This is a genomic window from Streptomyces sp. P6-2-1, assembly GCF_050613165.1.
GTDB lineage: Bacteria > Actinomycetota > Actinomycetes > Streptomycetales > Streptomycetaceae > Streptomyces.
Window position 1 is genome coordinate 1,139,786 of the sequence record NZ_CP192513.1, and the last position, 26,871, is coordinate 1,166,656.

Annotated in this window: 19 protein-coding genes; 7 read left to right on the plus strand and 12 right to left on the minus strand. The window is 72.0% G+C overall.

Annotated elements, in window-relative coordinates; genetic code table 11:
- Positions 1-99: 99 nt before the first annotated feature.
- The 3 genes from ACQYWQ_RS05085 to ACQYWQ_RS05095 all read right to left on the minus strand — a co-directional run bounded on the left by ACQYWQ_RS05085 (position 100) and on the right by ACQYWQ_RS05095 (position 2,854).
- Positions 100-315, minus strand: a complete 216-nt coding sequence (locus tag ACQYWQ_RS05085; protein ID WP_431032675.1) for a hypothetical protein — start codon at positions 313-315, stop codon at positions 100-102.
- Positions 316-1,368: 1,053 nt separating this feature from the next.
- Positions 1,369-1,482 carry an SGM_5486 family transporter-associated protein gene (locus tag ACQYWQ_RS05090; RefSeq protein WP_431032676.1) on the minus strand — a complete coding sequence of 38 codons (114 nt, stop codon included), beginning with the start codon at positions 1,480-1,482 and terminating at the stop codon, positions 1,369-1,371.
- A 70-nt stretch (positions 1,483-1,552) separates the two neighbouring features.
- Complete coding sequence (locus tag ACQYWQ_RS05095) at positions 1,553-2,854, minus strand: CynX/NimT family MFS transporter (RefSeq protein WP_431032677.1); 1,302 nt, start codon at positions 2,852-2,854, stop codon at positions 1,553-1,555.
- Positions 2,855-2,967: 113 nt separating this feature from the next.
- Between ACQYWQ_RS05095 and ACQYWQ_RS05100 the strand changes: the two genes are divergently transcribed.
- On the plus strand, positions 2,968-3,690 hold the full coding sequence (locus ACQYWQ_RS05100) for a FadR/GntR family transcriptional regulator (RefSeq protein WP_431032678.1): 723 nt from the start codon (positions 2,968-2,970) through the stop codon (positions 3,688-3,690).
- A gap of 105 nt (positions 3,691-3,795) precedes the next feature.
- Here ACQYWQ_RS05100 and fabI read toward each other — a convergent pair whose 3' ends face one another.
- Entirely contained in the window at positions 3,796-4,566 is a 771-nt protein-coding gene (fabI, locus tag ACQYWQ_RS05105) for an enoyl-ACP reductase FabI (RefSeq protein WP_431032679.1), read from the minus strand.
- 4 nt (positions 4,567-4,570) lie between these two features.
- Positions 4,571-5,275 carry a 3-oxoacyl-[acyl-carrier-protein] reductase gene (gene fabG / locus ACQYWQ_RS05110; protein WP_431032680.1) on the minus strand — a complete coding sequence of 235 codons (705 nt, stop codon included), beginning with the start codon at positions 5,273-5,275 and terminating at the stop codon, positions 4,571-4,573.
- 331 nt (positions 5,276-5,606) lie between these two features.
- Here fabG and tyrS point away from each other — a divergent pair, with 331 nt between their 5' ends.
- Positions 5,607-6,875: a tyrosine--tRNA ligase gene (tyrS, locus tag ACQYWQ_RS05115; protein ID WP_431032681.1), complete on the plus strand. Its 1,269-nt coding sequence runs from the start codon at positions 5,607-5,609 to the stop codon at positions 6,873-6,875.
- 126 nt (positions 6,876-7,001) lie between these two features.
- Here tyrS and ACQYWQ_RS05120 read toward each other — a convergent pair whose 3' ends face one another.
- Entirely contained in the window at positions 7,002-7,277 is a 276-nt protein-coding gene (locus tag ACQYWQ_RS05120) for a GlsB/YeaQ/YmgE family stress response membrane protein (RefSeq protein ID WP_431032682.1), read from the minus strand.
- A gap of 209 nt (positions 7,278-7,486) precedes the next feature.
- Between ACQYWQ_RS05120 and ACQYWQ_RS05125 the strand changes: the two genes are divergently transcribed.
- On the plus strand, positions 7,487-7,837 hold the full coding sequence (locus tag ACQYWQ_RS05125; RefSeq protein WP_431032683.1) for a DUF3099 domain-containing protein: 351 nt from the start codon (positions 7,487-7,489) through the stop codon (positions 7,835-7,837).
- A gap of 238 nt (positions 7,838-8,075) precedes the next feature.
- Positions 8,076-8,306 (plus strand): hypothetical protein, encoded by a 231-nt coding sequence (locus ACQYWQ_RS05130; protein WP_431032684.1) that lies wholly within the window; start codon positions 8,076-8,078, stop codon positions 8,304-8,306.
- Positions 8,307-8,316: 10 nt separating this feature from the next.
- Here ACQYWQ_RS05130 and moaA read toward each other — a convergent pair whose 3' ends face one another.
- The 3 genes from moaA to ACQYWQ_RS05145 all read right to left on the minus strand — a co-directional run bounded on the left by moaA (position 8,317) and on the right by ACQYWQ_RS05145 (position 11,488).
- Positions 8,317-9,306: a GTP 3',8-cyclase MoaA gene (moaA, locus tag ACQYWQ_RS05135; RefSeq protein WP_431032685.1), complete on the minus strand. Its 990-nt coding sequence runs from the start codon at positions 9,304-9,306 to the stop codon at positions 8,317-8,319.
- A gap of 179 nt (positions 9,307-9,485) precedes the next feature.
- Positions 9,486-11,126, minus strand: a complete 1,641-nt coding sequence (locus ACQYWQ_RS05140) for a solute symporter family protein (protein WP_431032686.1) — start codon at positions 11,124-11,126, stop codon at positions 9,486-9,488.
- Entirely contained in the window at positions 11,123-11,488 is a 366-nt protein-coding gene (locus tag ACQYWQ_RS05145; RefSeq protein ID WP_431032687.1) for a DUF485 domain-containing protein, read from the minus strand. Before ACQYWQ_RS05145 ends, ACQYWQ_RS05140 begins: the two co-directional genes overlap by 4 nt.
- Before the next feature lie 407 nt (positions 11,489-11,895).
- On the opposite strand from ACQYWQ_RS05145, the gene ACQYWQ_RS05150 reads away from it, so the two are divergent.
- From ACQYWQ_RS05150 to ACQYWQ_RS05160, 3 genes are all read left to right on the plus strand, one after another.
- Positions 11,896-13,416 (plus strand): S8 family peptidase, encoded by a 1,521-nt coding sequence (locus ACQYWQ_RS05150; protein ID WP_431032688.1) that lies wholly within the window; start codon positions 11,896-11,898, stop codon positions 13,414-13,416.
- Positions 13,417-13,584: 168 nt separating this feature from the next.
- Entirely contained in the window at positions 13,585-14,979 is a 1,395-nt protein-coding gene (locus tag ACQYWQ_RS05155) for a CoA transferase (RefSeq protein ID WP_431032689.1), read from the plus strand.
- A gap of 264 nt (positions 14,980-15,243) precedes the next feature.
- Complete coding sequence (locus ACQYWQ_RS05160) at positions 15,244-16,233, plus strand: CopD family protein (RefSeq protein WP_431032690.1); 990 nt, start codon at positions 15,244-15,246, stop codon at positions 16,231-16,233.
- Positions 16,234-16,338: 105 nt separating this feature from the next.
- Here ACQYWQ_RS05160 and ACQYWQ_RS05165 read toward each other — a convergent pair whose 3' ends face one another.
- The 3 genes from ACQYWQ_RS05165 to ACQYWQ_RS05175 form a co-directional block, all read right to left on the minus strand.
- On the minus strand, positions 16,339-19,401 hold the full coding sequence (locus tag ACQYWQ_RS05165) for a VCBS repeat-containing protein (RefSeq protein ID WP_431032691.1): 3,063 nt from the start codon (positions 19,399-19,401) through the stop codon (positions 16,339-16,341).
- Positions 19,402-19,836: 435 nt separating this feature from the next.
- Entirely contained in the window at positions 19,837-20,391 is a 555-nt protein-coding gene (locus ACQYWQ_RS05170; RefSeq protein WP_431032692.1) for a hypothetical protein, read from the minus strand.
- Positions 20,392-20,411: 20 nt separating this feature from the next.
- Positions 20,412-26,744: an RHS repeat-associated core domain-containing protein gene (locus tag ACQYWQ_RS05175; RefSeq protein WP_431032693.1), complete on the minus strand. Its 6,333-nt coding sequence runs from the start codon at positions 26,742-26,744 to the stop codon at positions 20,412-20,414.
- Positions 26,745-26,871 lie beyond the last annotated feature (127 nt).

Here is a 26,871-nt window from a genome sequence, read left to right on the forward strand (position 1 = left end):
CACAGCGGCGCTCATACGTCCCAGCTTCGCATGAAAGGGGCTGTCCGGCGGCGGGAGTTGCGCACTCCCCCCGCAGGAGTGACACGGGACCGCCGCGGCTCAGCCGATGAGGCCGCCGAGGAAGGCGCCGAGCCGGTCGAGAAGACCGGCGAGCCCTGGGGAGGTGACCGCCGCGTGCGCCTCACCGGGGTGCGCGACGAGGGCGAGCAGGACGAGGAAGGCGAGCGTGGGCAGCGCGAGCGCCCACCAGGGCAGCCGGGACTGCACGGGGGCGGGTGTGCTCGGCTCGCCCCTGCTGTGCACCTGCGTGGTCATGGCCGTCTCCCCCGGTCGCGGAACGCGCCGCAACGGACGTCCGGCGCTCACCTACGACGCTACGACGCCGGAGGCCCCGCGCCTATCGGGTTTTCCCCCCACTCGACCCTGATATTTTCCGGACCGAACCCTTAGGGGTTGTCCCTGAGAAAACCCTGAGACGGCTCGAACGGACTCCCTAGGGGATGGGTGGGCCCCCTGTGGGCCGTGAACGGACGGCGGGGCGGCGGAGTTCCGGACGGTGGCGCGGAGTTCCGGACGATGGCGCGGAGTTCCGGACGATGGCGCGGAGTTCCGGACGATGGCGCGGAAGTGCGGGGACCTGACGGGTGGGGGCCGAGGGCTCCGGGCGGGGGGGCCGGGGGCTCCGGGCGGGGAGCCGAGGGCTCCAGACAGAGGGCCAGGGGGCTGCGGGCAAAGGGGCAGGGGCTCCGGGCCAAGGATCAGGGGACCGAGACAGAGGGCCAGAGGCTCCGGGCCAAGGACCAGGGGCCCCGGACAGAGGACCAGGGGGCTGCGGGCCAAGGGCCAGGGGCTCCGGGCGGGGGCCTGGAGATCCGGGTGGCCCGGGGTTCCTGACAGGGCCGGGAGACCCGGCGGGCCCGGGGTTTCGGCCAAGCCCGGAGGCCCCGGAGTCCCGGCCGGGAAGTGTGATTGCGGGCGGGGCCCCGGAGTCCCGGCCGGGCTCTCGTGGTTGCGGGCGAGGACCGGGAGACCCGGGAGACCCGGAGTTCCGGCCAGAGAGCGGCAGTTCCGGACGCCCCCTCCGAGTTCCCACCAAGAACCGGGAGGCCCGGGAGACCCGGAGTTCCGGCCGGAGAGCGGCAGCTCCGGACACCCCCGAGTCCCCGCCAAGAACCGGGAGACCCGGGAGGACCGGGAGACCCCGAAGGTCCGGGAGTTCCGGAGGACCCGGGATCGCGGCCTGGGACCCGTGGTTCAGGCCAGGGGTCGGGAACCCAGAGAACCCGCAGTTTCCGCCAGGCGCTCATGGTTCCCGACAGGGGGCGCGGGACCCGGAGGAGCGGGGTTCCGGACAGGGGGGTCGGGGGGTCAGGCGAGGATGCTGGCGAGGATGCCGATCACCACCGTGATGCCGATCATCGCGCCGAAGACCAGGAGGAGCTTCTTCTGGCCGCCTTGGGGATTGGGTTCGAGCACGGGCATGTGCGTAGTTTATGGGGCTTCTTCGCGTGGTCCCGCCCGGGGCCTCCCCGTGGTCCCGGGCGGGCGGTGGTCAGGCGGTCCTGGCGAGGTGTTCGTCCTCGATCGTGCGATCACGGCCCGCCAGGGTGCCGACGATGATCTGCGGGACCATGAGGCAGGCCATGAAGAGGATCGGGATGCCCCAGCCGCCCGTCGCGTCGTTGAGGACGCCGACGAGGAGCGGTCCGGGAATCGAGATGAGGTAGCCGGTGCTCTGCGCGAAGGCGGAGAGCTTGACGACGCCGGGCCCGGTGCGGGCGCGCAGGCCGACCATCGTGAGGGCGAGCGGGAAGGCGCAGTTGCTGAGACCGATGAGCAGCGCCCAGATCCAGGCCCCTCCTGCCGGGGCGAGTGCGAGGCCGAGATAGCCGCCGAGGCCGCACAGGCCGAGGACGACGACGACGGGACCCTGCTGGGGCAGGCGCGTGGCGACACGCGGGATGACGAAGGCGAGCGGGATGCCGAGCGCCATGATCACCGCGAGGAGCACACCGGCGGTCCCCGCCGAGATGCCCGCGTCGCGGAAGATCTGCGGCATCCAGCCCATCGTGATGTAGGCCGCGGTGGCCTGGAGGCCGAAGAAGACGGCGAGGGACCAGGCGGTACGGCTGCGGGCGACGTTGAGCGTGTCGCCGGGCCCGCTTCCCACCGGGCCCGCGGCCGCGTCGCGCTCGGCGGCCCGGCCGTGGCGGCTGAGCACGGCCCAGGGCACGACGGCGAGGGCGCCGACGACGGCCCAGATGCCGAGGCCGCCCTTCCAGCCGCCGCCGAGGGCGTCGTTGAGCGGCACCGTGACGGCGGCGGCGAGCGAGGTGCCGATGGCGAGGGCCATCGAGTAGAGCCCGGTCATCGAGCCGACGCGGTCGGGGAACCAGTTCTTGACGACGACCGGCATGAGGACGTTGCTCACCGCGATGCCCGCCAGGGTGAGGACGGTCGCGGCGAGGAACCCGGCCGTGTTGCCGGTGAAGGGCCGGATGACGAGCCCGGCCGTGATGGCGACCATGCCGCCGCAGACGACGGTCCCCGCGCCGAAGCGCTTGGACAGCCGGGGGGCGAGGAAGCCGAAGAGCGCGAAGCAGAACGGCGGGACGGAGGTGAGCAGCCCGGCGAGGGTCCCGTTCATGCCGAGGCCGTCGCGCACCTCCTCCAGGAGCGAACCGAGGCTCGTGATGGCCGGGCGCAGGTTCAGCGCCGCGAGGACGATCCCGACCGGCATGAGTACCGCGAGCAGGCCCTTGGCCCGGGTGGAGCCGGGAGCGGGTCCGGCCGGAGCGGAGGCGGGGGACGGGGCGGCTTCTGAGCGCAGGGACGTTGATTCCTCGGGTGCCATGCGCCCATCATAGAATCATGGGATGTTTACCTGTCCAGTCCTCCCGCCTCCCATACTGGTGACATCCCGCACGCACGGCCCCCTCCTGTCAGCCCGCGACTCCTAGGACGCTCATGCCCCTGTCTTCCCCGCGCCGCTCGGCTCTCTCCGAGCAGGTCATCGCCGCCCTGCGGGCCCCGATCTCCTCGGGCGAGTGGCCGATCGGCTCGCGCATCCCGACCGAGTCCGAGCTGGTCGAGCAGCTGGGAGTGGCACGCAACACGGTCCGTGAGGCGGTCCGGGCGCTCGCGCACAACGGGCTGCTCGACATCCGCCAGGGCTCGGGCACGTACGTCGTCGCGACGAGCGAGCTGGCCGGGGTCATGCAGCGCCGCTTCGCCGCCGCCGACCCGCGCGACTTCGCCGAGCTGCGGGTCGCTCTGGAGTCGACCGCCGCGCGGCTCGCCGCCCAGCGCCGTACCGCGAAGGACGTCAGGCTCCTGGAGAGCGCCCTCCGCCGCAGGGACGCCGCGTGGAAGGCGGGGGACGCGGAGGACTTCGTCGTCGCGGACGCGACCTTCCACCTCGCGGTCGTCGCCGCCTCGCACAACTCCGTGATCACCGAGGTGTACGCGGACCTCGGCGAGGTGCTGCGGGACTGGCTGCGCGAGGACATCGGCGACATGACCCCCGAGCACGATCTCGACCACCGCGCGCTCCTGCGGGCCATCACCGAGCAGGACGGCGAGCGGGCGGCGAACGAGGCGGGCGGCATCCCGTACATGTGCCGCCCCGCGCTCCTGGGCGAGGGCGACCGCGCCGAGCGCGAGGCGCGGGCCGCGGCCGAGCGGGGCTGAGCCACGCGGGGCCGAGCCGCGCGGCACGTACGCGCACGAAGGGCGCCCCCTCCCCCGTACGGCCCGTACGGGGGAAAGGACGCCCTGTCGCGTACCGCCAGGGGCTCAGGCCCCCATCATGTGGACGCCGCCGTCCACGTGGACGATCTCACCCGTCGTGCGCGGGAAGAAGTCCGAGAGGAGCGCGACGATGCCGCGGCCCGCGGGCTCCGGGTCGGACATCTCCCAGCCGATCGGGGCGCGCGTGTTCCACACGTCCGACAGCTCTTCGAAGCCCGGGATGGACTTCGCGGCCATCGACTTGATGGGCCCGGCGGAGATGAGATTGCACCGCACGTTCTTCGCGCCGAGGTCGCGGGCGAGGTAGCGGTTCGTCGACTCCAGGGCCGCCTTGGCGACACCCATCCAGTCGTACTTGGGCCAGGCGATCGTGGCGTCGAAGGTGAGCCCGACGACCGAGCCGCCGCGCGGCATGAGCGGCAGGAGGGCCATCGTGAGCGCCTTGAGCGAGAAGGCGGAGACGTGGACGGCCGTCGAGACGTCCTCCCACTCGGCTTCGAGGAAGTTGAAGACCGGCTGCGGGCCGAAGGCGATCGAGTGCACGATGCCGTCGATGTGGCCGTCGTCGCCGAAGTGCTCCTGGATACGGCCGGGGAGGGCGTCCAGGTGCTCCTTGTTGGTGACGTCCATCTCGATGACGGGCGCGGGCTTGGGCAGGCGCTTGGCGATGCGCTCGACGAGGCTCAGGCGGCCGAAGCCGGTGAGGACCACCTCGGCGCCCTCCTCCTGCGCGACCTTGGCCGCGTGGAAGGCGATTGAGCCCTCCGTGAGGACGCCCGTGACGAGTACGCGCTTGCCCGCGAGGATTCCGCTCATGTGATCAGTGACCCATGCCCAATCCGCCGTCAACCGGGATGACGGCTCCAGTGATGTACGAGGCGTCGTCGGAGGCGAGGAAACGCACCGTCGCGGCGATCTCCTTCGGCTCCGCGTAGCGGCCGAGCGGCACCTGCGCGACGATCCCCGCGCGCTGCTCCTCGCTGAGCACCTTGGTCATGTCGGTGTCGACGAAACCGGGTGCCACGACGTTGAAGGTGATGTTGCGCGAGCCCAGCTCCCGGGCGAGCGAGCGCGCGAAGCCGACGAGCCCGGCCTTGGACGCGGCGTAGTTGGCCTGTCCCGCGGAGCCGAGCAGCCCGACGACGGAGGAGATGAGGACGACCCTGCCCTTGCGGGCCCGCAGCATCGCGCGGTTGGCGCGCTTGACGACGCGGAAGGCGCCCGTGAGGTTCGTGTCGACGACCGAGCTGAAGTCGTCCTCGGACATGCGCATGAGGAGCTGGTCCTTGGTGACACCGGCGTTGCACACCAGCACCTCCACGGGCCCCTGCCTCTCCTCGACCTCCTTGAAGGCCAGGTCGACCTGCTCGGCGTCGGTGATGTCGCACTTCACGCCGAGGAAGCCGGCGGGCGGCTCCCCGGAGCGGTAGGTGACGGCGACCTGGTCACCGGCGTCGGCGAAGGCCTGGGCGATGGCGAGGCCGATGCCCCGGTTGCCCCCAGTGACGAGAACCGAGCGGCTCAACGGATCACCCTTTCGACGGTGGTCTGATACGGACAAGACGGATACGGGCCGCCACCGCCGCGCGGCGGCAGCCCCGGGACCGTCTCGTCCCGCACTTGTCCTGCTCGAAACTATCGGTAGCGGGGCGCACCCACCGAATCGGCCCCCGACAGCACGTGCGGCGGCGATTGGTGGGGTTCCCACAGTTCGCGGCGGCGGGGAGAGGCGAGCGGTGCGCGCGGGGGCGGGAAAGCCGGTACCGGAGCGTGTACGGGTCCCCCATACACTGGAGTATCTGTCCCGCGCGCGGTCTCACTGCCCGTGCGCGACCGAAGCCGAGGAGTACACGACCGTGACGGACATCGTCGACGACCTCAAGTGGCGCGGGCTCTTCGCCCAGTCCACCGACGAGGAAGCCCTGCGCAAGGCGCTCGCGAACGGTCCCGTCACCTTCTATTGCGGCTTCGACCCGACCGCGGCCTCGCTCCACGTCGGACACCTCGTGCAGGTCCTCACGGTGCGCCGCCTCCAGCAGGCCGGGCACCGCCCGCTCGCCCTCGTCGGCGGCGCCACGGGCCAGATCGGCGACCCGCGCCCGACCGCGGAGCGCACGCTCAACGACACCGCGACGATCGCGGAGTGGGTGACCCGGCTGCGCGCGCAGATCGAGCCCTTCCTCGACTTCGACGGGCCGAACGCGGCGCGCATGGTCAACAACCTGGACTGGACCTCGGGGCTCACCGCGATCGGGTTCCTGCGCGACATCGGCAAGCACTTCCGGGTCAACAAGATGCTCACGAAGGAGTCCGTGGCCCGCCGCCTGGAGTCCGAACAGGGCATTTCCTACACGGAGTTCAGCTACCAGCTGCTCCAGGCGATGGACTTCCTGGAGCTGTACAGGCGGCACGGCTGCGTGCTCCAGCAGGGCGGCAGCGACCAGTGGGGCAACCTCACGGCGGGCGTCGACCTCATCCACCGCGTGGAGCCCGACGCCGAGGTGCACGCGCTCGCGACGCCGCTCATGACGAAGGCGGACGGCACGAAGTTCGGCAAGTCCGAGAGCGGCGCCGTGTGGCTCGACCCGACGATGACGACGCCGTACGCCTTCTACCAGTTCTGGCTCAACGTCGACGACCGCGACATCAGCCGGTACACGCGCATCCTCAGCTTCCGCACGCGCGCCGAGCTGGAGGAGCTGGAGGCCGTCACCGCCGAGCGGCCGCAGGCGCGGACCGCGCAGCGGGCGCTCGCCGAGGAGCTGACCACGCTCGTGCACGGCGAGGCGCAGACCCGGGCCGTCGTCGCGGCCTCGCGCGCCCTCTTCGGGCAGGGCGAGCTGGCGGAACTGGACGAGGCGACGCTGGCCGCCGCGCTCAGCGAGCTGCCCCGCGCGCGCGTGGCCGAGCCCGCGAGCGTCGTGGACCTGCTCGTCGAGACGGGTCTGGTCGCGAGCAAGTCCGCCGCGCGCCGCACCATCAAGGAGGGCGGCGCCTACGTGAACAACGCGAAGGTCGCGGGCGAGGACGCCGTTCCCGCCACGAGCGAGCTGCTGCACGGCCGCTGGCTCGTCCTGCGCCGGGGCAAGAAGAACCTGGCCGCTGTGGAGGTCACCGGGGTCTGAGGGTCCCGGGAGCCCGAGGCGCGTTTCCCGCGGGAGGGACACACGGGTACGGGGCCGCTCGCGCACACGTCGCGAGCGGCCCCGTACCCGTGCCGCAGGTGCTGTCTCCCCGTAGCCGCGCGGACCTCAGCGGCCCACCCTGTTCCCCTTCACCGCCTTGTACGCCGACTCCCCCACGGCGACGAGGACGATCGCCGCGACGAGCTGGAAGACGTGGCGGCTCCAGTCGATGCCGTGGGTGTAGCGGACACCGAAGGCGGAGGCGATCGCGTTGCCGACGAGGCCGCCGATCGTGCCCATCGCGACGACGAGCCACAGCGGGCTGTGCTGCTTGCCCGGGAGCACGAGCTTGGCGATGAAGCCAAGGACGAAGCCGACGATGATCGCCCAGATCCAGCCCATGTGGCACTCCCTCGGCCGCTGCCGTCCACTGTCCACCGGGCGGCGGACGCCGCCCGGTCGTCATGCGTGTCCCAGTCTCGTGCCGGATCTCCTACGCCGCACGCCGGAGCGGTCCGTACGGCACCGGGCGCCCCGCGCGGCGGCCCCGGTCTCGTCGGCACGCGGCGCGCGGCGTACCGTGAGGCTGGTTCGTCGAGGGATGGTGGAACGTGGCGGGGAAGCGGTCGGAGCAAGAGGTCTTCCGGATCACCGGGGCCCGCGCGGGACTCCAGGACGACGTGCGCGGCCGGCAGCGCCGGTACGTCATCTCGATGCTGGTGCGCACCGCGTCCGTCATCGCGGCGATGCTGCTGTGGAACGTGGAGCGCTACGTGGCGATCGTGGCGCTCGTCCTGGGCGCCTTCCTCCCGTACGTCGCCGTCGTCATCGCCAACGCGGGCCGTGAGAACGCGCCCTCACTGCCCGGCACCTACGTGCCGCCGCCGCAGCGACCCGCCCTGGAGGGCACGGTCACGCAGGCCCCCGCCGACCCGGGCGGCTCTCGTGAGCGGCGGTCCTGACGGTCCCGGCGGGATGGCCGGACGGCCCGTGCGCAAGGGCACGTGCCGGGGGGAATTCCGCGCCAATCCCTGAGTTCGGCTGCACCCGGGCGGGGCGCTCGTGCCATACTTTCAGCGCGCTCCGCATCCCCCGTCGGAGCGATGGACCGACGCCGGGCAGCTCCCCCCGTGGCTGCCCGGCGTCGCCTTTTCCCGGGCCAGACCCGTCCCCCGTACCCGTACCGAAAGCGGTCCTGTCATGTCGTCCGCCGACCCCACGCTCATCTGCTCCGCCAAGGGCTGCCGCGCGCCCGCCGAGTGGGTACTGGCCTGGAACAACCCGAAGCTGCACACCCCGGAGCGGCGCAAGACGTGGCTCGCGTGCGCGGAGCACAGGGAGACGCTGGGCCAGTTCCTGGGGGTGCGGGGCTTCCTGAAGGACGTCGTGCCGCTCGCCCAGTGGCAGGAGCGGGAAGAGGCGCAGGGCTGAAGCGGCCCGCTCAGCCGCCGATCGCCGACATGGGGCGGCTCGGCTGGAGGAAGGACGGGTCGTCGATGCCCGAGCCGGCCTTCTTGCCCCACATCGCGGTGCGCCACCGCTCCGCGACGGCCTCGTCGTCGGCGCCCGAGCGCAGGAGTGCGCGCAGGTCGGTCTCCTCGGTCGCGAAGAGGCACGTGCGGATCTGGCCGTCGGCGGTGAGGCGGGTGCGGTCGCACGCGGCGCAGAAGGGGCGCGTGACGGAGCCGATCACGCCGACCACCGCGGGGCCCCCGTCCACGAGCCAGCGTTCGGCGGGTGCCGAGCCGCGCGCCGTGTCCGGCTCGGGGGTGAGCGTGAAGCGGGTGCGCAGCGAGCGGAGGATGTCGTCTGCGGTGATCATCCCCGTCCGCTTCCAGCCGTGCTGCGCGTCGAGCGGCATCTGCTCGATGAAGCGGAGTTCGTAGCCCTCGGCGAGCGCCCAGGCGAGGAGTTCGGGCGCCTCGTCCTCGTTGAGCCCGGGCATGAGGACGGTGTTGACCTTGACCGGGGTGAGCCCGGCCGCGCGCGCGGCGGCGAGTCCGGCGAGGACGTCGTGGTGGCGGTCGCGGCGGGTGAGGCGGTGGAAGACTCCGGCGTCGAGGGTGTCGAGCGAGACGTTGACGCGGTCGAGGCCCGCGTCGGCGAGCGCGGCCGCGGTGCGGGCGAGGCCGATGCCGTTGGTGGTGAGGGACAGCTTCGGGCGCGGGTCGAGTGCCGCGCAGCGCCGTACGAGGTCGACGAGGCCGCGCCGCAGGAGGGGTTCGCCGCCCGTGAAGCGGACGTCGGTGACGCCGAGGCGGGTCACGGCGACGCGGACGAGACGGACGATCTCCTCGTCGTCGAGCAGCTCGGGCTTCCCGAGCCACTGGAGCCCTTCCTCCGGCATGCAGTACGTGCAGCGCAGATTGCACCGGTCGGTGAGGGAGACCCGCAGGTCGGTGGCGGTCCTGCCGTAGGTGTCGAGGAGCATGCGGCCCGCCTCCCTTTCGTACGACGGCCGGGGTTCGAGCGTACGTGACGGGGGCGGCGAGCGGGCGGCGCGTGAGCGGCGGGAGGCGCGGCGGGACGGCGAAGGCCGCGCCGTACCCGCGGTGCGGGCGGGGACGGCGCGGCCTCGGTGCGGGTGCCGGTGCGGGCTCGTACGGGGTGTCAGTGCGCGCCCGTACCGGTGAGGGAACGCACCTCCAGCTGCGCGTACTTCCCCTTGTCCGGCTCCTCCTTGGAGAGGAGGGTGCCGACGATGCCGAGCAGGAAGCCGAGCGGGATCGAGATGAGGCCCGGGTTCTCCAGCGGGAACCAGGCGAAGTCGACGCCGGGGAACATCGAGCTGGGCTTGGAGGAGACGACCGGCGAGAAGAGCACGAGGAGCACCGAGGAGGCGAGGCCGCCGTAGATCGACCACAGTGCGCCCTGGGTCGTGAAGCGCTTCCAGAAGAGGCTGTAGAGGATCGTCGGAAGGTTCGCGGACGCGGCGACGGCGAAGGCGAGGGCGACGAGTCCCGCGACGTTGAGGTCGCGGGCGAGGGCGCCGAGGCCGATCGAGACGATGCCGATCGCGACGGTGGCCCAGCGCGCGGCGCGGACCTCCTCCTTGTCGGTGGCCTTGCCCTTGCGGATGACGTTCGCGTAGATGTCGTGCGCGAAGGACGAGGACGAGGCGAGGGTGAGCCCGGCGACGACGGCGAGGATCGTCGCGAAGGCGACGGCGGAGATGACGGCGAGCAGGATCGCGCCGCCCGTCGAGCCCGAGCCGCCGCCGATCTCCAGGGCGGCGAGCGGGGCCGCGGTGTTGCCCGCCGGGTTGGAGTCGGTGATCTCCTTCGGCGTGAGGAGCGCCGCGGCGCCGAAGCCGAGGACGATCGTCATGAGGTAGAAGACGCCGATGATGCCGATCGCCCAGTTGACGGACTTCCGCGCGGCCTTGGCGGTGGGCACGGTGTAGAACCGGATCAGGATGTGCGGGAGTCCGGCGGTGCCGAGGACGAGCGCGATGCCGAGCGAGAGGAAGTCGAGCTTCGATGTCGCTGTCGCCCCGTACTTGAGACCCGGCTCCAGGAAGGCCGAGCCCTTGCCGCTGTTCTCCGCGGCCTTGCCGAGGAGTTCGGAGACGTTGAAGTGGAACTTCCACAGGATGAGCACGGTGATGAGGACGGTGCCGATGATGAGCAGCACGGCCTTGACCATCTGCACCCAGGTGGTGCCCTTCATACCGCCGATCGTCACGTAGACGATCATCAGGACGCCGACGAGCGCGACGATCGCGATCTTGCCGCCGTCGCTCGTGATGCCGAGGAGGAGCGAGACGAGGACGCCGGCCCCGGCCATCTGGGCGAGCAGGTAGAAGATCGAGACGACGATCGTGGAGGCCCCCGCCGCGGTGCGGACCGGGCGCTGGCGCATGCGGTAGGCGAGGACGTCGCCCATCGTGTAGCGCCCGGAGTTGCGCAGGGGCTCGGCGACCAGGAGGAGGGCGACGAGCCAGGCGACGAGGAAGCCGATGGAGTAGAGGAAGCCGTCGTAGCCGAAGAGCGCGATCGCCCCGGCGATGCCGAGGAAGGAGGCGGCGGACATGTAGTCGCCGGAGACGGCGAGGCCGTTCTGGAAGCCGGTGAACTGGCGGCCGCCCGCGTAGAAGTCGGCGGCGTTGCGGGTCTGGCGGCCCGCCCAGACGGTGATGACAAGAGTGGCGACGACGAAGACCGCGAAGAGCGTGATGATCAGCGGGCGGTGCTCGCTGGCGCCCTCGGCGGCGAGCGGCAGCCCGGTCGCGAGGCTGAGCGGCTGGCTCATTCCTGGCCCTCCAGTCGGGACTTGATCGCCTGCGCCTTGGGGTCGAGTTTGGTGGCGGCGTGGTGGGAGTACCACCAGGCGATGAGGAAGGTGGTGAGGAACTGGCCGAGGCCGAGGACCAGGGCCACATTGATGTTGCCGACGACCTTGGTGCCCATGAAGTCACCGGCGTAGTTCGACAGCAGGACGTAGAGCAGGTACCAGAGCACGAAGGCGACGGTCAGCGGGAAGGCGAAGGAGCGGTGCGTACGCCGGAGTTCTCCGAACTCGGCGCTCTCCTGCACCTCCACGAACTGCTCCGTCGAGGGTGCGTCGGCACCGCGCGACGAGCCGGTCTGGGGCTCGGGCGTCTCGGTGGCCACGGAATCTCCTCGCGATGCGGGGGCGGGTGGTGGGGACAAGGGTGAGGAACTGGACATGTAGCTCTCTGGACAACGGGTGCGCGGGGACGGGTGCTGCCGCCCCCTGCACAACGGCACGGCGGCGCCCGCGACCCGGTTCAACGCGACCCAATTTTCAGGGCACCTGATTTTGGGAAAAGATTGCCGAGCACGGGTGAGGGGAATAGCTTCACTCTGCCGAGGCTCACGCGCTTGTCCGAACGCACCCGCTGGACAGGCCCGTTGCTCTTTCGCCCCGGTGCGTCACCGCTCGGCTCCGCTCCCGCTCCGTACGGACGCTCCGCAGGGCTCGCCCCGTACGGCGCTTGGCACACCGCACGGCCCGTACCACTTCAGCGCAGACGCCTCGTACCCGAACTGGAGACCCCATGCCGGTGCTCTTCGTCCGTTCCCGCCGCGCCCTCGCGATACCTGTGGGGCTCGGCCTCGCCACCGCGCTCGCCGTGGTGCCCGCCACGGCCGCCACGGCCGCGGCCCCCACCGTGAGCGAGGTGGGCACTCCGACGAGTTACGTCGTCAACGTGCTGCCCGGGCTCGCCGGTTCGTCCTTCTACCGCAAGGCGGTGGAGAGAGCGGGCGGCGACGTCGTGTACGCGTACGACAAGATCGGCGTGATCGTCGCACACTCCGACAGGACCGGCTTCGCGCCCGCGATCCGCAAGGTGCTCGGGGTGCAGAGCGCGGGGGCGACGCGGACGGCTCCGCTGCCCGCCCAGTCGACGACCGACACGGGCAGCCCCATCAAGCTCTCCGACGCGGACGTGGCCGCCGCGGCGAGGAACAACGCCAAGGCCGCGGACAAGGACCCGCTGGAAGGGCTCCAGTGGGACCTGGCCGCGATCAAGGCGGACAAGGCGCATGAGAAGTACCTCGGCAGCGACAAGGTGACGGTCGGCGTCATCGACACGGGCGTGGACGACACGCACCCCGATCTCGCGCCCAACTTCGACCGGGCCGCCTCCGTCAACTGCGTGCGGGGCAAGCCCGATACGAGCGAGGGGGCCTGGCGCCCGAGCGCGGCCGAGAGCCCGCACGGCACGCACGTGGCGGGGGAGATCGCCGCGGCGAAGAACGGCATCGGCATGAGCGGCGTCGCGCCCGGCGTGAAGGTCGCGGGGATCAAGGTCTCCACGAGCGAGGGCTACTTCTACACGGAGGCCGTCGTGTGCGGCTTCATGTGGGCGGCCGACCACGGCGTGGACGTGACCAACAACAGCTATTACACGGACCCGTGGTACTTCAACTGCACCAACGACCCGGACCAGAAGGCCCTCGTCGAGGCGATCACGCGGGCCACCTCCTACGCCGAACTGCGCGGCACGGTGAACGTCGCCGCCGCGGGGAACGAGAACTACGACCTCGCGCGCAAGAAGATCACCGACCCGTCGAGCCCCAACGACTCGACGCCCGGTGAGCGCGTCGTCGACACCGCGAAGTGCTTCGACATCCCGACCCAGCTCCCCGGGGTCGTCACGGTCGCATCGACGGGCGCGAAGGGCCTGAAGTCCTCGTTCTCGAACTACGGCAAGGGCAAGGTCGACATCGCCGCGCCCGGCGGCGACTCGACGGTCTACCAGACCCCTGCCCCGCCGGCCACGAGCGGCCTCATCCTGGGCACGCTGCCCGGTGGCGGCTACGGCTACATGGCCGGTACGTCGATGGCGTCCCCGCACGTCGCCGGTGTCGCCGCGCTCATCAAGTCCCGCCACCCGCACGCCCCCGCGGCCCTCGTCAAGGCGCTCCTGTACGCGGGCGCCGACGACACGGCCTGCGGGGCGCCGTACGACATCGACGGCGACGGCGAGATCGACGCGGTGTGCGAGGGCGGCAAGAGCAAGAACGGCTTCTACGGCGAAGGGCTCGCGAACGCCCTCAACGCGGTGAAGTAACGCGGGAAGCCGGTGAAGTAACGCGGGAAGCGGCGCGTCGGCAGCACGCGGGGCGCGGCGGTACGGGGGCGGGGCGGCCCGCAGTGGGCGGCCCCGCCCTTCGCGTACCGCGCCTTCGCGTACCGCGAACTTCTTCCCCGTTGTGGCACTCAGTGCCATAGTGGCGCCATGCATTCTCACGCCTCACCCGGTCTGGCCTCCGCCTGGGCGGCACTGAGTGGCGACCCCGCTCTGCTCGCCCGCGTCACCCGCCATCAGGACACCGCCGTGCTCCCCGCGCGCCTCCCCGTCCGTGACCTCGCCGCCGCCTGCGCCGGGGCCTGCGGGCTGGCCGCGGCCGAACTCGTCTCCGTACGCGAGGGCGGACCCGTGCCCGAGGTGCGGATCGACGACCGTGCCGTGGCCGCCGCCTTCGCGAGCGAGCGGCTCCTGCGGGTCGACGGGCGCGCGCCCGAGAACTTCGCGCCGCTCTCGCGGTTCTGGCGCACGGCCGACGGCTGGGTCCGTACCCACGCCAACTACCCGCACCACCGCGAGCGGCTGCTGAGCGCGCTCGGGCTCGACGCGGGAGCCGGGCCCGAGGAGGTCGCCGCCGTGCTGCGGCGGCGCGCGGCGCGCGAGACCGAGGAGGCCGTGTACGCGGCCGGGGGACTCGCCGTGGCGCTGCGGGCGCCCGAGGAGTGGCGGGCAGGGCCGCAGGCGAAGGTCCTGGAGGCGCTGCCGCTCGTGAGCGCGGGCCGTATCGACGACGCGCCCGTGCGCGTGTTCGGCGAGCCCGCCGACGGGCTGCCGCTCGCCGGGGTGCGCGTGCTCGACCTCACGCGGGTGCTCGCGGGCCCCGTAGCGACCCGTACGCTCGCGCTGCTCGGCGCGGACGTACTGCGCATCGACCCGCCCGGGCTGCCCGAACTCGCCGACCAGCAGGCCGATACGGGGCTCGGCAAGCGCAGCGCGCTGCTCGACCTGGCCGACTGTGCGGGGCTGCGGCGCTTCGAGGAACTGCTCGCGACGGCGGACGTCGTGGTGACCGGCTACCGGCCCGGGGCCCTGGAGCGGTTCGGGCTCACGCCCGACGGGCTCGCCGCACGGCACCCCGGCGTCGTGCTCGCGCAGGTCTCGGCGTGGGGGCGCTCGGGTCCGTGGGGGCAACGGCGCGGCTTCGACAGTCTGGTGCAGGTGGCGACGGGTGTCGCCGCGGTCGAGGCGAACCGCGAGGGCCGCCCGGGCGCGCTGCCCGCCCAGGCCCTCGACCACGGCACGGGGTATCTCCTGGCCGCCGGGGTCCTGCGCGCCCTGACCGAGCAGACCCGCACGGGCGGCTCCCGCCTCGTCCGCCTCGCCCTGGCCCGTACCGCCGCCTGGCTCCTGGACAGCCCTCGCGGCCCGCTCCCGGAGTCCGTCCCGCCGCCGCCCGACGAGCGCACGACCGCACGCGACAGCGCCTGGGGCCGCCTGCGGTACGCGCTCCCGGCCTTCTCGTACGAGGGCGGCCCGGCGGACTGGGCGCGGCCCCCGGTGCCGAGCGGGGCGGACGGGGCGGAGTGGGCGGCGGGGGTGCGGTGACGCGGAAGCGCGGGGTGCCGCGGGAGGGGGCGGGCTGTTGCGTGCGGGCGCGTCCCGGCGAAGCGGAGGCGCGGGAGGCCGTGCGGGCCTCGGCACCGCGCCCGGCACACGCGCCCCGGCCCTCCTGACAGCGCCGACGCGCTGCGTCACGCCCCGGCGGCCGGTCCGCGGGCGCCGTGCGGCCCGCCCTCAACTCCGCCCCACAGGCCCTCACTTCGGGCGAATCGCTTGCGGGGCGTCCGGTTCGTCCTGGAAGATCCTCGGGTGGGCGCGGACGAGGGGGCGGGCGTGGTCGCGGGGGCGTACGACAGGGCGGGGGCCGTGCGGCGGTCGGGGGTGTTCCTCGGGCTGCTCGTCGTCGGGGTGTTTCTCGTGCCCCTGCTCGGGCCCGGCCTCGCCCTGCGCGGGACCGGGGAGGCGGCCGCTCCCGCCGTGCGCGAAGTGGGGTGGCTGCGCGGGGTCATGCTCGCGGCGCTGTGCGTGCAGGCCGGGGAGGTGTGGCTCGGGCGGCTCGTACGCGGGGCCGCGCCCTGCCCCGTACCGCTCCCCCGCACCCTCGCCCCCTTCGCCGCCCTGCTCGGGACCCTCGCCGCGTGCGGGCTCGCCGTCATCGTCGCCGCGGGGAACCTGCTGCCCCGTTCCGCCGCCGCGTTCGACCCCGGGGCGCTCGCGCAGAGCGGGGACGGGCGGCTCGCGCTGCTCGAAGTGAACGCCTTCGCGGCCGCCTGGCTCTGCGCGCTCGGGCGGCGGCGCGCTCTCGCCGCCCTGCCGCTCGCGCTCGTCGTGCTCGCCGAGGCCGTGCGGGCCCACCCCGAGCCCTCCACACCGTGGCTCGGCTCCCTCCTCACCTTCACGCACCTGAGCTGCGCGGCCCTGTGGGCGGGCGGCCTGCTCGCCGTGCTGCGGACCGTGCCGCGGCTGCCCGGCGGTGCGGGGCCGCGGCTGCTCGGGCGGTACGCGCGCTCGGCGGCGTACCTGCTCGCCGCGCTCACCGTGACGGGCGTCGTGAGCACCCTGCGCCGGATGCCGCCCGGCACGGTCGCCGCGCAGCTCACCGAGACCGCCTACGGGCGTGTCCTCCTCGCGAAGACCGTGCTCGTCGCGGGGATCGCCGCGCTGGCCTGGCGGGCGCGGCGGCGCCTTCGCGCGGGCAGGGACACGGTGGCGCCCGCGCGCGCCGAACTGCTCGTCCTCGCCTTCGTCGTGCTCGTATCGGCGCTGCTCACCGCGCTGCCGCTGCCGATCCGGTGGTGAGCGGCTCCCCGCCGCGCGAGGCCCGTGAGTTGGGCGCGGGCCTCGCACGACGGGTCCCCTGCGCGGGCGAGCCGGTGCCGGTGACCGGCCCGGCTCAGTACCGGCTCAGGTCAGGGCCCTGAAGGCGCCGAAGCCGGTGGCGACGGCCGTACCCGGTCCGTTCATGACGGGGTACGTCAGCAGCTCGCCGGTGTTCGCGACGGCCCAGCCGCCGGCCTTCTCGTCTCCCCTGATGTCGGGCACCACGGTGTACAGCGGGCGCGCCGTCGCCGTCCAGCCCGTGCCGATCTGGGTGCGGCCGGCCTCCGTACCGAGCCCTTCGCCGGAGGGCCCGGTGGGCGCGTACAGGTAGAGCCGGCCGTCGCCGCGGTCCCGGGCGACGATCCCGGTGCCGCCCGCGCCCTCGGTGACCGTGCCGGGGGCGGCGAGGTCGAGTCCCGCCCATCCGCCGTTGCCGAGCAGGACCGGCGGCTGGTCGATGTACTCGTCCAGGTAGCCGGAGGCGGAGCCGAAGTAGAGCCACAGCTCATCGCCCTTCTTGACGAGCAGGTCGGGGTGGCCCGGCCGGTCGTCGGGGCCGATGACGCCGTCGCCGTCGATGTCGAGCGGCCCGTCGACGTCCCCGACGGCGAGGATCTGGTCCGCGCCCTGCCAGTGGTCGTTGACGCTCTCCCAGGTGCGCAGCTCACGGCTGTCGCCGGTGTCGAGCCCGCCCGCGCCGTCGTTGGGCCGTATCCAGAGCCGGTCCTTCCGGGTCGCGAGGTCGTGCGCGAGCGTGACGAGGTCCTCGTAGCCGTCGTCGGTCCAGTCCCCGCGCCGGGTGACGAGGGTGTCCGTCAGGTAGCCGGGCGCGGAGGCGGGCGCGCTGGCGCCGATGGCGTTGCCTGTGCCGTCGCCGAAGTAGCGCTGGAGGGTCCCTGCGCCGTCGACGGCCCACAGGTCGGGGTGGCCGTCGCCGTTGAGGTCGCCGTCCTTGTCGTCCACCTGCGAGCCGTTGGCGTAGAACAGGTAGGCGCGGACGTCGGAGCGGTTGCCGGCCTTGTCCAGGCTGCGCACGTAGAGGTAGTGCGGGCCGGCCTTGGTGGGTGTCAGCTCCACGGTCACCGAGCCGTTGACCGCGGCGGGGCTCGCCTTCCGCACGGTCGGGTCCACCGTGGACCAGTACTCGTAGGAGTCGATGTCGCCCGCGCCGCCGGGGCCGACGGTGAAGGCGCCCTTGGTGCGGACGGTGCCGGTCTGCGTCGGCCAGCCGCTGTCACCGGAGGGGAACTGCGCCGAGTCGACCGACGGCGGGGTGCTGGGGCGCTCGGGGTCGAAGACGAACCGGCAGCCGGGGGCGCCCGTGGTCGGATTCCAGTCGCTGGTCAGGGACCCGTCGGAGGCCTGGGCCTTCCAGGAGAAGTTGCCCTTGGCCACCGCGAGATAGGGCGTCAGCTTGGATTTGGCGACGGTGAGCTTGGCGACCGTCCCCGAGGTGACGCTGACCGTCTGGTTGACGATCAGCACGCCCTTCGGGTCGTCGTTGGGGTGGTGGCCGGTGGCCCACAGGTGGAACTTGACCTGCACGGCGCCGCCGTCGGGATCGCTGCCCTTGGCGGTGAGCTGGATGTCGGTGTCACCGATCAGCCCGTAGGGTGCGGTGTTCCCGCACCCCGCCGCGTTCTTGGTGCTCGGGACGGTGTCGAGACCGGAGGGCACGGCCGGCGGCGAGTTGTACTCCGTGGAGAGCACGGCCGTCTTCGCGTCGAACTTCTTCCAGCCGTAGGTGTCCGACTCGCTCGCCCGCAGGCCCAGGGTCATGGTGGCCCACTTGCCCGCGGCCGCCTTGACCGCGTTGGCCTTCACGTCGAATTCGAGGTTGCCGGCCGGGCAGGAGCCCGACCAGCCCTTGGCGTCCGTGACCGTGCCCAGCTTGGTGGCCCACGTGGGCTGCTTGTTCCACGTGGTGGCGGAGCTGATCGGGTTGGTGGCCCACAGCTCCACGGGTTTCTTGGTGCACGACCACGCGTGGGTGTTCTTGATCCGGAAAGTGGACTTCACCACGTTCTTGCCGGACAGGTTGCGGGTGTCCAGGGTGAACAGGGAGCGCCAGGTCCCACCGGTGTCCGACTCGTAGCCGACTCGGGCCACGTTGTCGGACTTGTTCCAGTACGACGTGTTCGGGTACGCCTTGGCGACCGCGGTCCAGTTGTTGCGGGCCCCGGAGACGTACGGGTCGATGTAGACGGGGAAGACCGTGTCGGGCGAGTCGAGCAGGTCCTCGGGGGGCGTCAGCGTGAGGGTGTCGTCCCGCACGCCGGCGGGCACGGGCTGCTCCGCCGCGCCGACGGCGGCGGTGAAGCCGTCGTTCTCCGCGCCCGGCGCCGAGGTGCCCGGCGCCTTGGCCGTCGCCCCGGAGGCGGAGCGGCCGGAGGGTGCCGGCTTCGCTTCGAGCGCGTCGGAGACCGAGTCGTGGCCGTGCTCCGGCTCCTGGTCCGCCGGGATGCCGGAGCTGTCCCACATGCTCGGGGTGGGGGCGGTGAACACCTCCTGCCCGGCCTTGTTGACGGCGGTGAGGTTGCCCGCCGTGTCGGTGCGGGCCTCGACCCCCTCGGTGCGGATCGGGAAGTCGAGCCGCCGTATCCGGGGGTCGGCGGCGGCCTCCCGGCTCCTGACGACCAGGAGCTGCTGGAAGCCGGTGACCGAGGCGCGCAGTTTCAGGTCGACGCCGGGGAACACCTCGCGGTAGGTGGCGGTGTCGCCGTCGAGGGTGGGCTCGGGCAGGTCGGGGCCGCCCCAGGTGAGGGACATGCCGCGGCCGTCGCGCCGGATGGTGGCCATGTCCTTGTCGCCGCCGCCGGAGAACTCCATGCCGACGGAGGTGGCACGCGGACGGACCGTGCCGTCCTTGCCCCGGACCAGGGACGGATCGGCGTCGACGAGCCGCCCGTGGTCCCGCACCCGGAGCGGGACCACGCTGGTCTCCTGGGTCAGGCTGCCCGACGGGTTGGCGTACAGGGTGGTGAACTCACCACGTTCCGCGACGACTTCGGTCTGTTTTCCGCTCTCGGCCGCCCGCATCAGCGCGCGTTCCACGGCCGATTCGGGTACGGCGGCCGAGGAGTCGGCCGCGGCGGCGGAGGCGGCGGTCGCGGGCAGGGACGCCCCCGCGAGAGCGACGGCGGCCACGACGGCCGCCAGCGCTCGTCGGCCACCGCGCGGTCTGATCGGGCCCGGTCGGGATGACAATGCTGTTCCTCCCCCAGAAGTCACCCTGTCCGCCGGGGCTTTGTCCGGTGGCGGTGACGCATCTGCAAGCGAATGGTGATGACGCACAGAGCGGGTGATGCGGTGAGCCCCCCACGGGTCACTGCACCCGTTTCACGGCGGGGTCGGCAAAACGACCCGGCCGGCCCCCGCACGGATCGCGGGTTTCTGCGGATTGCTGGAATATTACCCGCTCTTGGAGGCGAAGAGTATTCACCGTCCTTTTCCGTACCTTCACACGGGCTGCTCACTCCACGCGCGGGTGCGACGTGCGAAAAGCGCGACGCGCGAAGGCCCTCTTCCCGGCCTGGAAGGGAAGAGGGCCTCCTGAGGTGTCGCACCACAACGGCGGTCGCCTCACATGGGGACGATGCCTGTCTGTGTGAGGGCCAGGCACACCAGCACCTGCGCCAGGAGCAGGTCGGCGGGGATGAACTCCCACCGCCGCACCAGCACTTCCCGGTCCCGAAGGGCTTCCGGGGACGCCGTCGCGCTGGCCTCGCGGATCTCTCGCTTCATCCTGCCGAGAAGACCCCTGCCGCGTCGTTCGAGAGACTCCTCGACGAGGGAGGACCCGAAACCCACGAGCGTGTGTTCCCGCTCGCCGCGGCTGACGACGACGAATCCGTCGCTGGTGTCCACCCGCATATAGGCGCCCCAGGGCACCCACTCGCGCCGCCACCAGTCGACCAGGACCAGCCCGCCCTCACGTATCTCCACGCGGCACCTGCCGATCCGGATCAGGGCCCAGCACAGCGCCAGGAGCACCGAGCACACCATGAGCGTGTCGCCCCTGGAGTCGCCCTGATCCGCCGCGGTCACCCAGATGACCACGGCCAAGGCCAGCAGCCCGCAGCAGCCGAGCGCCGAGAGGGTCCACAGGCTCTTCCTGCGCAGTGTGCGAGGCGTCACTTTTCTCCCGTTTCCCCTGGTCAACAGTATGCGGCCTTGCCGAGGCTACCCGTTCCGCAGCCGGCCCACGACATCCCGAAGTTGAGGGCGCCGTTGCCCAGCGTCTCCCGGATGCTCGCCGTGACGGGACTCGCCTTCAGGGCGCCGCGGAACGTGCCGCCCCCGACCGCCCTGCCGAATGCCCCGGCCACCGCGCCGCCGCCGACGGCGAACGCCGAGTCCTTGACGAAGGTGTTCCAGTCGGTGTCCATGTGGGGATCGATCTTCGAGGCGGCGAGTTTCGCGCCCGCCACCGCCATACCGGCCGCCACGCAGGCGCCGGCCGAGGCCGCGATGCAGACCCCGAGGGCGGCCGCCCCCGCGTAGTCCCGCCAGTTGTCCTTGATGTTGTTGCCCACGGCGGCCGCTCCCGAGGCGATCGCCGAGCCTGTCGCTTCGGCGGCCCTGGCGGTCGCGCCGACCCCGGCCGACACGCCTCTCGCGGTCGTCCGCGCGGCGGCCTTCCCGGCTCTCACCGTCTGGTGCGCGGCCGACTTCGTCGCCTTCTTCGTCGCGGACCAGGCCCGGCCGGCCTGTTTCTTCACATACCCGCCGGCTCTCTTCGTGGTCCGCTTGACATAGCGATAGGTCTTCTTTGCGTATTTCTTCGTGACCTGAATTGTTCTTTTGACTACCTTCTTCGTGTAGCGGGCCGCCTTCTTGACGACCTTCTTCACCGCCCGGGTCGTCTTCTTGACGACCTTCTTCACGACCTTGTGGACCTTCTTGACGACCTTCTTCGTGACCTTTCCGACCTTCTTGGCGGCCTTCTTCACCACCTTGCCGGCCTTCTTGACGGCCTTTTTCAGCTTGCCCCAGAACAGGCCGTCGGGGTCGGAGAAGGTCGCCGGGTTGTTGTTCGCGTAGGCGTACGCGTTCATCCGCTGCGACGCGCCGACATCGATCATCGGGTCGACGCTGACGAACCGGCCCAGTGCCGGGTCGTAGGCGCGGGCCCCCAGTTGCGTCAGTCCGGTCCTGTCCTCCGTGCCGGAGACGAAGCCCCTGCCGATCCAGGCCGCCGCCGCGGTCGCGGACACCTGGGCGCGGTCCTCGCCGAAGGGTGCCAGCGCACGGTGCTGCACGTCCTCGCTCGCCGCGTCGACGGCCGTCGTCGCCGTGCCGTGGTGATCCTCGAAGAGGAACTGCACCGCGCCGCCCGAGCGTCCCGCGACGGTGTCGCCGTCGAAGGAGTAGTAGCGGGTGCCCTCCTTCCTGCCGTCCGCGGTGAGCAGCAGCTCGTTGCCGCCCGGGAGGTACAGGGTCGTGCCCGCGCTGTCCTTCCTGACCAGGCGTGCGCCGTCCGCGTCGTAGGTGTACTCGGTGGCGCCCACGCCCGGCTCGTCGACCTTGGCGAGCTGGCCCTCGGCGTCCCATTCCAGGGTCTGCTCCCTGCCGTCCGTCGTGCGGGTCAGCGTGTTCCCCGCGTCGTCGTACGTGAAGGAGCCCGTCGTCCGGGTCGTCCCCTTCGTGGTCGTGTCCACCGAGGTCAGCGCGGCGGGCCGGCCGGTGCCCGGCTTCGCGTAGTGGTAGGTGCGCTCCACGTCCTCGGCGGTGGCGCCCTCCGTGTCGTGGCGGGTCTCCTGGGTACGGTTGCCGAGCGCGTCGTAGCGGTACGACAGCCAGTACGGCTGCTCACCGCCGACCGTCGCGCCGCTCGGGGCCGCCGCGCAGGTGTCCTTCGCCGTCCACGCCTCGGTCAGCCGCTGGAGCGCGTCGGAGACGAAGCACTGCGTGTCCGTCTTCTCGGACGCGTCCTGACCGGTCCTGGTGGTGATCCGGGTGACATTGCCCCCGAGGTCGTAGCCGTAGGAGACGTCCTCGACCCGGGACGGTGCCGTCGTACGGTCCGTGACGGTCCGCAGCAGTTCGCCGGTGTGCTCGTCGTAGGACCAACTGCGGTAGAGCCGGTGCGCCTTGTCGTTGTACTCGGTGCGCAGTGCCCGCCCGAAGGGGTCGTAGACGGAGGAGTTGACCAGAATCCGGCCGCCCGCTGTCAGGCCCTGTGCCTGGTCGTCCGTGCCGTAGCGGGTGACCACCCGCTCGGCGGGCAGGCCGCCGAGGGCCGGCTGGTTGATCTGTGTCTGCTGACCGGTGATCTCGTCGTAGGCGAAACCCCAGGTGTAGGTGCCGGCCAGCGCTCCCTGCGAGGCAGGGATGGTGACGCTGAGCCCGGTGGCCTGGTAGTCGTCCGTGTAGCCGGTGATCCGTTCCACGTAGGCCTCGTCTCCCACGTAGCGCCGGGTCTCGGCGATCTCCCCCTTGGCGACGGAGTCGTACGTCCACTCGGACAGCGTCTTCGTGCCCTGCTTGAGCGCGGTCCGGCGCCCCAGCTCGTCGTAGGTGACGGACAGTTCGACGCCCCGGCTGTCGGTCGTGCCGACGGGACGGTCCAGCGAGTCGTAGCGCGTGCGCAGGGTGCCCGAGTCCGGGTCCACGGACGTCGTCTCACGACCGCGCGAGTCGTAGGCGTAGGTCCGGACGTTGCCCGCGGGGTCGGTGACCTTCTGGAGCTGTCCGCGCGCGTCGTAGCCGTAGGTGACGGACTGCGAGGCGGTACGGGCCGCGTTGGTGTACTCGACGACCTCGGTGGTGCGGCCCAGCGCGTCGGTCACCGTGGTGCTCGCGGTGCCGCCGGCCGGCTGGATCTCGGTGGTGCGGTTGCCCTCGTACACCAGCTTCGTGCGGCGCGTCTCGGTGCCGTACTTCATCGCGATGATGTCCGTGGGCCGCCCGGCGCCGTCGAAGACCGTACGCGCGACCGCGGGCGACGTGGTGTCGTCCCCGGCCACCAGCTTCCCCTCGGCGTCGCCTGTCGCGTAGTAGTCGTCGAAGGACTTCCACTCCAGACCGCGCGAGTCGTACTGGGTCTCGGTCAGTACCCGGCCGGAGCCGGAGCCGGAGGCGGCCTGCGTCTGGCGCTCGCGCAGCAGCCCGTCGTAGATCTCGTAGCTGGTGTCCCACCCGCCGTCGCCGCGCAGCTCCTTCGAGACGACCACAGGAGTGTCGGTGCGCGAAATGCGGTAGGAGAACGCGTTGTCGGGCGTGTCGGGGAACTCGGCCCTGCTGCGGCCCGCGTCCCAGACGCCCGTCACCCTGCCGAGCGCGTCGTAGGCGACCTCCGTCACCTTGCCGTTGGTGTCCGTCTCGCTGACGGGCAGTCCCCGGGTGACGTCGTACTGGGTGGTGAGCGTGTGGCCGAGCGGGTTGGTGACGACCGTCTTCGTGGCCTGGCCCGTCGGCGGGGTGTAGGCCGTGGTCATCGTCCGGTTCTGCGCGTCGGTGGTGGTCAGCGCGCGCCCGTAGCGGTCGAAGGTCGCCTTCGCCACGGTGAGGAACCCGGTGCCCTCGGCGTCGTTCTCGTCCTCCCGCGTGGTGTTGCCCCGGGTCGGAGCGGCGCCCAGGACGGTCGCGTCGTCGTAGTAGCTGCGCTCCTCGGAGATCAGCTCGCCGGGCGCGGCACAGGTGCCGGCCGTCACCTTCTGCGCCGCCTCCAGCTCCAGGATGTTCGCCGCGGTGTTGCGGGCGTACGTGGTGGTGGTGCAGCTCTCGTCGCCCGGCCCGGCCGTGTCACCGTGGTCGGTCTCCGTGGCGACCATGCCGTAGGAGTCGAAGGTGCGCTCCGTCTTCGTGCGCTGCCAGCCACCGCCCTTCAGGGGCGAGCGGCCGGTCTCCTCCTTGACGTCCGTACGGTCCGACTCCAGGGCGGGCAGGCCCGGGCGGGCGCGGCTCGCGGTGACGGCGGAGCGCCACGGCGTGGAGGTCTCCTCGGAGAGCACCTCGGAACCGTTGTAGACGATCTCCGCGCGCTCCATCGCCTGGAAGGAGGGGTGGTCGGCGACCTCGTTGCCCTCGAAGTCGGCGACCTTCGCGCCGCTGATGCCCCGGAAGTAACGGGTGCGGCTGTCCAGCCGGGTCCCGTCGGAGCCGTTGCCGCCCTGCGTGCGGACCTCGCCGTACCCGCGGTAGTCGCTGTAGGTGCGGTGCTCGGGCTTGGTGAACTCGTCCTCGCTCTTGGCCCAGGCGGCGCCGCCGACGTAGGTGTAGTCGGTCTCCTGGGTGGGCGAGCCGCCGACCAGGTCGTTCTCCAGTACCTGTGTCACGACGTACTTGTGGAACCAGTCCTTGACCGGCTTGTAGTCCGCCGCAGGGGAGTCCGCCGAGGACCAGTAGACCGGGTAGCAGCGCCGGGTGTTGCTCGCCTCCGCGGGCAGATTCGCCGGGGTGCAGTCAGGGGACGAGTAGGTGACGCCGATGGAACCGCCGGTCTCGGTGTTGATCTGGTGGACGCGGTAGCGCACCAGGGGCGGTATGCCGTCACCGGTGGCGTCCACGCGGTTGGCCAGTTGCGTTCCCTTGAAGGTGATCTCCGGCAGCGCGATGTCCTGCGCGGCGGTGTGGCCGGTACGGGTGACGCCGGCCAGCCACAGAGCGGCGGGGGAGCCGTCGCCTGGGTCGGGCAGCTGGTGGCGGAACGCCCAGGAGTCCACGGGCCGGTAGGCGGAGCCGGACAGCACCTTCGTGGTGATGCCGGTCAGCCGCTTGCTCGTCCAGAAGGTCGGGGCGATCTTCTCCTTGCAGGTCTCGCCCGTCCGGCAGATCTGGTCCAGGGGTACATCGGGCCAGCGCTTGGCGTTGGCGGCCGTCATCTTCTCCGGCGCGCAGTCGAAGGAGGAGTCGGGAAGACAGCGTTCGGCGACCGTGAACTCGACCTTCGCGGCGGCCGCGTCGGCGGTGAACAGATTGTCCGGGCGCAGCCCGTACTCGATCCGGTCCAGGTAGCCGCCCCTGATGTACTCCGTCGGGGTACCGAGGCCGGTGCTCGCGGACACGTTGCGACCGTAGTTGTTCTTCTCGGTCGTGTAGAAGTACGCGGCGGCGTTGGAGTTGGTGTCCACGACGTAGTCGAGGTTCCAGCGCCAGGCCTGCCGGCAGAAGGAGTCGGCGAAGGCCGCCTTGTAGCACGGCTCCTTGCTGTGGTTGCCGTACACCGGCACGGTCCAGGTGGAGTCGGTCTCCTGCTTGCCGGACGACCAGCCGGGCAGGCGGTTGTATCCGAAGTGGTAGCGCGTACCGTCGGTCGTGGTGACCTGCCAGTACTCGCCGTCGTTGTCACCGTTGCCGCGCGCGGTGTCGGTCAGCAGCTCGACCCGGGTGCCGTCGTCGTCCTTCAGCTTCCAGGCGCCGGACGTGTCGTCCCGTACCAGCTCGTGCGACTGGCCGTCGAGCGACATGGTGGCGTTCTCGGTGCTGTAGCACAGGTCGCCGTTCTTGGCCTTGTTGTTGCCGCCCGTCATGTCCTCGTTGCAGGGGACGTAGCGGCGCTCGATGTAGTTCTCGGTGAGGGACCACCCGTCGCCGACCGCGTTGGCCTGGTTGTTGGTGGCTGCCGTACGGCCGTCGAGCGACTGGGAGGAGTAGCCGAGGGACAGCTCGGGCTCCGTGCCGCCGGGCACCTCAGGGGTCTGGATCTCGTAACTCCAGCCGAAGGTGCCGGACGAGTCACCCGAGACCCAGTTGCCCGAGGGGCTCAGTGGGGTCGCCTTGTAGTCGCCCGTCGAGCCGGAGGGAGCGGCGGAGGCCGCGAGCAGCGTCACGCCGGGGGCGGCGCCGTAGCCGGTGGCGGACTTCGCCCTTCCGCCGGGCACGGCCGAGACCGGGGCGCCGGTGTCCCGGGAGGGGCCGGGCTCCTCCGGGGTGGCGTCGACGGGTACGTCCGCGGTCAGCGTCCGTGCCCCCGTGTCGTTCTCGGTGGCGAGCGCGGTACCCGCTCCGCAGCCCTTCGCGTCCGGTGTTGCGAGGGCGCATCCGGGGAGTCGGACGAGCCGCAGCCTCGATGCCCAGCCCCCGCCGAAGGCGTGCGCGAAGGCGGAGTAGTCGACCGAGACACGCACCTTCGCGTCCTGGCCGCCCTCCGAGGCGCGCACCGCGAGCAGGACGCCCTCGACTCCCAGCGTGTCGGCCGTGGCGCGGTCGAGTATCTGGACCTGGGCGCGCGCGGGCCGGGTGCCGCGCTTGCCCGTCTTCGCCTCCTTCTCCGGTGTGCCGAGGCGTACGGGGAGCGTGCCGGCCCGCCGCGTCGCGCCGCGCTCGCCGGGGAGCGCGACCTCGGCGGTACCCGCGGCGGGCCACTTCGCCCTGCCGGCAGGGGAGCCGGCGTCGCGGGCGGCATCGTCCGCGCCGCCGGGCTTCTTCGCCTCGACCGGGGACACCGGCACGGGCCGGGTGGTGTCGAGCTTCGGCAGGCTGAGCGAGCCGACCGCGAAGGCGGTCTCGGCGCTCAGGACACCGCCGAGCAGAAGGGACGCCGTCACCACGGAGATGGTCCTCGTCCACCTTCTTCGTCTGACGCGTCTCGTTTCGCGCCCGTCGTACGCGCGACGGACCGAAGAGTTGTTCACAGGGCTCCCCTGGCACTGGCGTGGCAAGTGATTGCAAAGA

What these genes read in the sequence shown, in the direction of transcription:
- ACQYWQ_RS05085 (WP_431032675.1), bottom strand. Translation starts at nt 315, where the DNA reads ATGACCACGCAGGTGCACAGCAGGGGCGAGCCGAGCACACCCGCCCCC.
- moaA (WP_431032685.1), bottom strand. Translation starts at nt 9,306, where the DNA reads ATGCTCCTCGACACCTACGGCAGGACCGCCACCGACCTGCGGGTCTCC.
- ACQYWQ_RS05130 (WP_431032684.1), top strand. Translation starts at nt 8,076, where the DNA reads ATGTCGTCCGCCGACCCCACGCTCATCTGCTCCGCCAAGGGCTGCCGC.
- ACQYWQ_RS05155 (WP_431032689.1), top strand. Translation starts at nt 13,585, where the DNA reads ATGCATTCTCACGCCTCACCCGGTCTGGCCTCCGCCTGGGCGGCACTG.
- ACQYWQ_RS05140 (WP_431032686.1), bottom strand. Translation starts at nt 11,126, where the DNA reads ATGAGCCAGCCGCTCAGCCTCGCGACCGGGCTGCCGCTCGCCGCCGAG.
- fabI (WP_431032679.1), bottom strand. Translation starts at nt 4,566, where the DNA reads ATGAGCGGAATCCTCGCGGGCAAGCGCGTACTCGTCACGGGCGTCCTC.
- ACQYWQ_RS05120 (WP_431032682.1), bottom strand. Translation starts at nt 7,277, where the DNA reads ATGGGCTGGATCTGGGCGATCATCGTCGGCTTCGTCCTTGGCTTCATC.
- ACQYWQ_RS05150 (WP_431032688.1), top strand. Translation starts at nt 11,896, where the DNA reads ATGCCGGTGCTCTTCGTCCGTTCCCGCCGCGCCCTCGCGATACCTGTG.
- ACQYWQ_RS05095 (WP_431032677.1), bottom strand. Translation starts at nt 2,854, where the DNA reads ATGGCACCCGAGGAATCAACGTCCCTGCGCTCAGAAGCCGCCCCGTCC.
- ACQYWQ_RS05090 (WP_431032676.1), bottom strand. Translation starts at nt 1,482, where the DNA reads ATGCCCGTGCTCGAACCCAATCCCCAAGGCGGCCAGAAGAAGCTCCTC.
- ACQYWQ_RS05100 (WP_431032678.1), top strand. Translation starts at nt 2,968, where the DNA reads ATGCCCCTGTCTTCCCCGCGCCGCTCGGCTCTCTCCGAGCAGGTCATC.